Here is a 6,604-nt window from a genome sequence, read left to right as displayed (position 1 = left end):
GTCTGACTCCACAAGCACCCACACGAATTGCTTGATTCAGTTGTTAAAGAGCGGTTGGTTAAGATCTTTCGTCTCAACCGAGGCGCGCATTCTACGCTTTCCTCTGCTGCTGTCAAGCGGTTATTTTTAGAAGCTTTCAAAGTTTCCTTTGCAACTTCAACCACTTGCGCTTCCGATCTCTCGTCAGCGGGAGGCGAATTCTACAGCGTTAGTCGCTGCTGTCAACACCTCTTTTTCTCCGCTTTCGACCGAGAAGATCGAACCGTCAAAAGAGCCAAACAACACCGCTCTATCAACTCCTTCCGGGCTTCGATAACCTGAAGCAACTCGCTGCCGAAAACTGCGTAACTCTTTGTTTACCAAGGAGTTTTCCGTTTCGACTGCGCCGGAAGTGGGGCGAATTATAGACTTCCAGAATCTGCCGTCAAGCCTTAAATTCCGCTTTATTCGGATTTAAGCGTAATACGCGCAAATGCCTTCTTTCCGGCCTGGCAAACATGCGTCGCGCCCAGTGCATATATAAAGGTGCGATCGACCACTTCACCATCTATACGCACACCACCTGAACCGAGCAGGTCACGCGCCACGGCAGAGTTCTTCACCAGGCCTGCCTTATTAAGGACGGCAGCGATCGGCATATCTTCGGTCGCCGTCAACTCGATCTCCGGCAGATCATCCGGTAGCTCGCCGTCCTTCATACGGTTGCCCGCCCCACGATGAGCATTGGCCGCAGCCTCCTCGCCATGGAAACGCGCAACAATTTCTTCAGCCAGCTTGATCTTGATGTCTCGCGGATTGGCACCCGCCTCGACATCCGCGCGCAATGCGTTGATCTCTTCCATGGAGCGGAAGCTGAGCAATTCGAAATAGCGCCACATCAGCACATCGGGGATGGACACCAGCTTGCTGTACATGACGCCCGGCGCTTCCTGAATACCGACGTAGTTGCCCAAGGACTTGGACATCTTCTTCACGCCATCCAGACCTTCGAGCAACGGCATGGTCAGAATGCACTGAGGCTCCTGGCCATAACCACGCTGCAGCTCACGCCCCATCAGCAAGTTGAACTTCTGGTCGGTTCCGCCAAGCTCGACGTCCGCGCGCAATGCGACAGAGTCGTACCCCTGCACCAGCGGGTAGAGGAACTCATGAATGGCAATCGGCTGATTGGTCGTATAGCGCTTGTCGAAGTCGTCGCGCTCGAGCATGCGCGCAACGGTGTACTGCGAAGTCAGGCGGATGAAGTCAGCCGGCCCCATCTGATCCATCCAGGTGGAGTTGAACGCCACCTCGGTCCTGGCCGGATCAAGAATCTTGAACACCTGCGTCTTGTAGGTCTCGGCATTTTCGAGAACCTGCTCGCGGGTGAGCGGAGGGCGCGTCGCGCTCTTGCCGCTCGGATCACCGATCATCCCGGTGAAGTCACCTATAAGGAAGATCACCTGGTGCCCCAGGTCCTGGAACTGGCGCAGCTTATTAATAAGCACGGTGTGACCCAGGTGCAAATCCGGCGCGGTCGGATCGAAGCCCGCCTTAATACGCAGCGGCTGGCCACGCTTGAGCTTTTCGATCAGCTCGGCCTCGACCAACAGTTCTTCCGCACCACGTTTGATCAGCGCTAGCTGCTCTTCAACCGACTTCATAACAGACCCGCAAGGCTCGAATTCAAAGGGGACCAACCATACAAGATCGCGCGTCAAATACAAAGTTTTGCCCGGCGCACGGACGCCAATCCACCGACAGAGCGTCCGCGGACTTGCTTCAGAGATGATTTGGTTATATTTTATACAGTTATTTCATCTTCATCATGTCATTCATCTTTTCCAATTCATCTTTTTCAAAGTCAAACATTACCTATGACCAAAAAACCGTCTAAAGCGCCGCCGCTTTACCCGAAGACCCACCTGCTCGCAGCGAGTGGCATCGCCGCGCTCCTGAGCCTGGCGCTTCTGGTATTCCCTTCCAGCGATGTTGAAGCCAAAAGAACGACCCTGAGTCTTGAACTGGAAAGCCCTGCAGAACAACTGACACAAGATCAAGACGCTGCCGACGCCGTCCAGGCCACAAACGAGCCGCAAGAGTCCCCTTTCGCGCAGATCGAAAACAGCACCGAAGAGACCGCGCAAACCGCTGAGGTCGCGTCGGAACCTGCACCTGCTCCTACAGCAGCACCTGTGCCTGCCATCGAAGAAAAGAAAGCGCCCAGCCACAGGGAAGTGGTCGTCGCCAAGGGCGACACGCTCTCTACTCTGTTCGAGAAAGTCGGCCTTCCCGCAGCTTCGGTACATGAAGTGCTGGCCAGCGGTAAACAAGCCAAGCTTTTCGGCCAACTCAAGCGTGGCCAGAAGCTCGAGTTCGAACTGAACCCGGAAGGCCAACTGGTCAACCTGCACAGCAAGGTCAGCGATCTCGAAACCATCAGCCTGACCAGGAATGACAAGGGTTATGCCTTCAACCGCATTACCGCCAAACCGACCGTACGCTCTGCCTACGTTCACGGCGTGATCAACAGTTCGCTGTCGCAGTCTGCCGCTCGCGCCGGTCTGTCCCATAGAATGACCATGGACATGGCCAGTGTGTTTGGCTATGACGTCGACTTTGCCCAGGACATTCGCCCGGGCGACCAGTTCGACGTGATCTACGAGCAGAAAGTCGTCAATGGAAAAGCAGTCGGCACTGGCCCGATACTTTCCGCGCGCTTCATCAACCGCGGCAAGACCTACACCGCCGTGCGTTACACCAACAAACAAGGCAACAGCAGCTACTACACCGCTGATGGCAACAGCATGCGCAAGGCGTTCATCCGTACCCCGGTGGATTTCGCCCGCATCAGCTCGAAATTCTCCATGGGCCGCAAGCACCCGATCCTGAACAAGATCCGCGCGCATAAAGGTGTCGACTACGCCGCACCACGTGGCACCCCGATCAAGGCTGCCGGCGATGGCAAAGTACTGTTGGCCGGTCGCCGGGGCGGCTACGGCAATACCGTGATCATCCAGCACGGCAATACCTACCGCACGCTTTACGGCCACATGCAAGGCTTCGCCAAGGGCGTCAAGACTGGCGGCAGCGTCAAGCAGGGCCAGGTGATTGGTTATATCGGTACCACCGGGCTTTCCACCGGCCCGCACTTGCACTATGAGTTCCAGGTCAATGGCGTACACGTCGACCCGCTGGGCCAGAAGGTGGCGATGGCCGATCCGATCTCCAAGGCCGAACGCGCACGCTTCCTCGCGCAGAGTCAGCCATTGATGGCGCGCATGGACCAAGAGAAAGCCACCCTGCTGGCTTCGAAGCGCTAAGTCATGACGCTCTATATAGGTGTGATGTCCGGGACCAGCCTTGATGGACTGGACATTGCGCTGATCGAGCAAACCTCGGCGATCAGGTTGATCGCCACGCACTACATCCCCATGCCTGACGCCCTGCGCGCCGAGCTGCTTGGCTTGTGCGCCAGCGGCCCGGACGAGATCGCCCGCTCCGCCATCGCCCAGCAGAATTGGGTGAAACTGGCCGCGCAGGGTATTCACGCCCTCCTTGATCAACAACACCTGAAACCTGTAGACGTTCGCGCGATTGGCAGCCACGGCCAGACCATTCGCCATGAACCGTCGCGCGGGTTCACGGTGCAGATCGGCAACCCTGCCCTGCTGACCGAGCTGACCGGCATCACCGTCGTCAGCGACTTCCGCAGCCGCGACGTCGCAGCTGGCGGGCAAGGCGCACCCTTGGTTCCGGCCTTTCACGAGGCCTTGTTTGAAGAACAGGCCGGAAACCGCGCGGTATTGAACGTCGGCGGCTTCAGCAATCTGAGCCTGATCGAACCTGGCAAACCTGTAGCCGGTTTCGACTGTGGCCCCGGGAATGTGCTGCTGGATGCCTGGATTTACCAGCAACGCGGCGATCATTTTGATCGTGACGGCCAATGGGCTGCCAGCGGCAAGGTCGAACCTGTTCTGCTGAAGGCATTGCTCAGCGATCCGTTTTTTGTGACACAAGGCCCGAAAAGCACCGGTCGCGAGGTGTTCAACCTGCCGTGGCTGACCCGGCACCTGTCACGGTTGCCCAGCTTCGCCGCCGAAGACGTACAGGCAACACTGCTTGAGCTGACCGCGCTGACCATTGTCGAGTCATTGCAAAGCGCTCAATCGGACACCCGGCAATTGCTGGTTTGCGGCGGCGGTGCGCACAACGCCACGTTGATGGCCCGCCTGGCCAGCCTGCTGCCCAAGGCAAAGGTCAGCAGCACCGCGGCTTGCGGTGTCGACCCGGACTGGGTTGAAGCCATGGCCTTTGCCTGGCTGGCCCATTGCTGCCTGGAAGGCATTGCGGCCAATCGCCCCAGCGTCACCGGCGCCCGTGGCCTGCGCGTACTGGGCGCCATCTACCCCGCCTGACCGATCTGCGGACAGCAAAACGCCGCAGGGCCCTGAGGCCATGCGGCGCCTTGTGGTGCGCTGCGCGATCAGATCGAGAACGAAGAGCCGCAGCCACACGTGGTGGAGGCATTCGGGTTCTTGATGACGAAACGCGAACCTTCCAGACCTTCCTGGTAATCCACCTCGGCACCTGCCAGGTACTGGAAGCTCATCGGATCGACGACCAGACTCACACCCTCGCGCTCGACGATGGTGTCGTCATCGGCCACTTCTTCATCGAAGGTGAAGCCGTACTGAAAACCTGAACAACCGCCGCCCGTAACGAATACGCGCAGCTTCAAGCGATCATTCCCCTCTTCATCGACCAGGCTCTTCACCTTGTGCGCGGCACCGTGGGTGAATTGCAAAGCCGTGGGGGTGAAGGATTCGACGCTCATGCTGACTATCTCCCGGCGTTACGCCGCCATATTGCGTGATGACGTGCATTATCCGCTTCTCCTAGAAAAGCGGTCAACTATTGTTATGGTATATCAACCAATCCAATCGCCGGCCCGCAATGCAAAAAAGGCCCGTCAGACGGGCCTTTGGCTGTACTCGATAAAACTTACGGCAGCATGCCGGCGTGGGACAGGCCCAGACGCTCATCCAGCCCGAACAGAATGTTCATGTTCTGCACAGCCTGACCCGAAGCGCCTTTGACCAGGTTGTCGATCACCGACAACACAACCACCAGATCGCCATCCTGAGGGCGATGCACAGCGATACGGCAGACGTTGGCACCCCGTACGCTACGAGTCTCCGGATGGCTGCCGGCCGGCATCACATCGACGAACGGCTCGTTGGCATAACGCTTTTCAAACAGCGCCTGCAGGTCCACCGAGCGATCAACAACGGTGGCGTAGAGCGTGGAGTGAATGCCACGAATCATCGGTGTCAGGTGCGGAACGAAGGTCAGGCCGACGTCCTTGCCTGCTGCACGACGCAGCCCCTGGCGAATCTCCGGCAGGTGACGGTGGCCTTTGACGGCATAGGCCTTCATGCTTTCCGACGTCTCGGAGTACAGCGAGCCTACGGAAGCACCACGACCGGCACCGCTGACACCGGATTTGCAGTCTGCGATCAAGCGAGCGGTATCGGCCAAGCCAGCTTCGAGCAACGGCAGGAAACCCAATTGCGTGGCCGTTGGGTAGCAACCCGGTACGGCGATCAGGCGAGCCTGCCTGATCTGCTCGCGATTGACTTCCGGCAAGCCATAGACCGCCTCCTCAAGCAATTGCGGCGCACCGTGCGGCTGACCGTACCACTTGGCCCATTCATCGGCGTCTTGCAGACGGAAGTCGGCCGACAGGTCGATGACCTTGGTCCCGGCCGCGAGCAAGTCACCGGCCAAGGCATGGGCAACACCGTGAGGCGTTGCGAAGAACACCACGTCGCAAGCGCCCAGGGTCTTGATGTCCGGAACGCTGAATGCCAGGCCATCGTAATGACCGCGCAGGTTCGGGTACATATCAGCCACGGCCAGACCGGCCTCGGATCGGGAAGTGATCACTACCACTTCAGCTTGCGGATGCTGCGCCAACAGACGCAGCAGTTCGACACCGGTGTAACCCGTGCCGCCGACGATACCGACCTTGACCATAAACCTGCCCTCAACGAACCCACTGGAAAGCCGTCGATAATAGGGCCCGTATCGTCCTGCGACAACCGCCAAGGTGACGTGCGGAGCCTCAAGCCTCTACTATCGCGCTTACCGTGAACCTGGGAATAACTAAAAAATGCTTTATCTATGGCTCAAAGCGTTGCACATCGTCAGCATGGTCTGCTGGTTTGCCGGCCTGTTCTACCTGCCGCGCCTGTTCGTCTATCACGCGCAAAGCGAAGACACCGTCAGCAAGGAACGCTTCAGCCTCATGGAGCGCAAGCTGTACCGCGGCATCATGGGACCGGCGATGATCGCCACGCTGATTTTCGGCATCGCGCTGATCGGCTTGAACCCCGGCATATTCAGTCAGGGCGCCTGGATTCACGCGAAGTTGACGCTGGTGGTGATCCTGATCGGCTACCACCACATGTGCGGGGCCCAGGTGAAACGTTTTGCCCGTGGCGAAAACACCCGCAGCCATGTCTTTTATCGCTGGTTCAATGAAGTGCCGGTTCTGCTATTGCTGGCTATCGTAATTCTGGTCGTCGTTCGGCCGTTCTGATTTCAGGCACAACTCACCGGG

The 6,604-nt window shown here is 58.3% G+C and carries 6 protein-coding genes; 3 read left to right on the top strand and 3 right to left on the bottom strand.

Features of this window, described 5'->3' with window-relative positions; all coding sequences use genetic code 11:
* Positions 1-443: 443 nt before the first annotated feature.
* On the bottom strand, positions 444-1,643 hold the full coding sequence (gene tyrS, locus F8N96_RS27300; protein ID WP_150800432.1) for a tyrosine--tRNA ligase: 1,200 nt from the start codon (positions 1,641-1,643) through the stop codon (positions 444-446).
* 213 nt (positions 1,644-1,856) lie between these two features.
* On the opposite strand from tyrS, the gene F8N96_RS27290 reads away from it, so the two are divergent.
* Both F8N96_RS27290 and F8N96_RS27285 read left to right on the top strand, forming a co-directional pair.
* Positions 1,857-3,302 (top strand): peptidoglycan DD-metalloendopeptidase family protein, encoded by a 1,446-nt coding sequence (locus tag F8N96_RS27290; protein WP_150800431.1) that lies wholly within the window; start codon positions 1,857-1,859, stop codon positions 3,300-3,302.
* A 3-nt stretch (positions 3,303-3,305) separates the two neighbouring features.
* Positions 3,306-4,397: an anhydro-N-acetylmuramic acid kinase gene (locus tag F8N96_RS27285; RefSeq protein WP_150800430.1), complete on the top strand. Its 1,092-nt coding sequence runs from the start codon at positions 3,306-3,308 to the stop codon at positions 4,395-4,397.
* A gap of 68 nt (positions 4,398-4,465) precedes the next feature.
* Here F8N96_RS27285 and erpA read toward each other — a convergent pair whose 3' ends face one another.
* Positions 4,466-4,816, bottom strand: coding sequence for an iron-sulfur cluster insertion protein ErpA (gene erpA, locus F8N96_RS27280; RefSeq protein WP_007947969.1), 351 nt, complete (start codon positions 4,814-4,816; stop codon positions 4,466-4,468).
* Positions 4,817-4,983: 167 nt separating this feature from the next.
* Complete coding sequence (gene argC / locus F8N96_RS27275) at positions 4,984-6,018, bottom strand: N-acetyl-gamma-glutamyl-phosphate reductase (RefSeq protein WP_150768025.1); 1,035 nt, start codon at positions 6,016-6,018, stop codon at positions 4,984-4,986.
* Positions 6,019-6,154: 136 nt separating this feature from the next.
* Between argC and hemJ the strand changes: the two genes are divergently transcribed.
* Positions 6,155-6,583, top strand: a complete 429-nt coding sequence (gene hemJ / locus F8N96_RS27270; protein ID WP_150800429.1) for a protoporphyrinogen oxidase HemJ — start codon at positions 6,155-6,157, stop codon at positions 6,581-6,583.
* Positions 6,584-6,604: the final 21 nt, after the last annotated feature.

Source organism: Pseudomonas fluorescens, from assembly GCF_902497855.1.
Taxonomy (GTDB): Bacteria; Pseudomonadota; Gammaproteobacteria; order Pseudomonadales; family Pseudomonadaceae; genus Aquipseudomonas; species Aquipseudomonas fluorescens_BI.
This window is presented reverse-complemented; position numbering and strand designations above follow the sequence as displayed.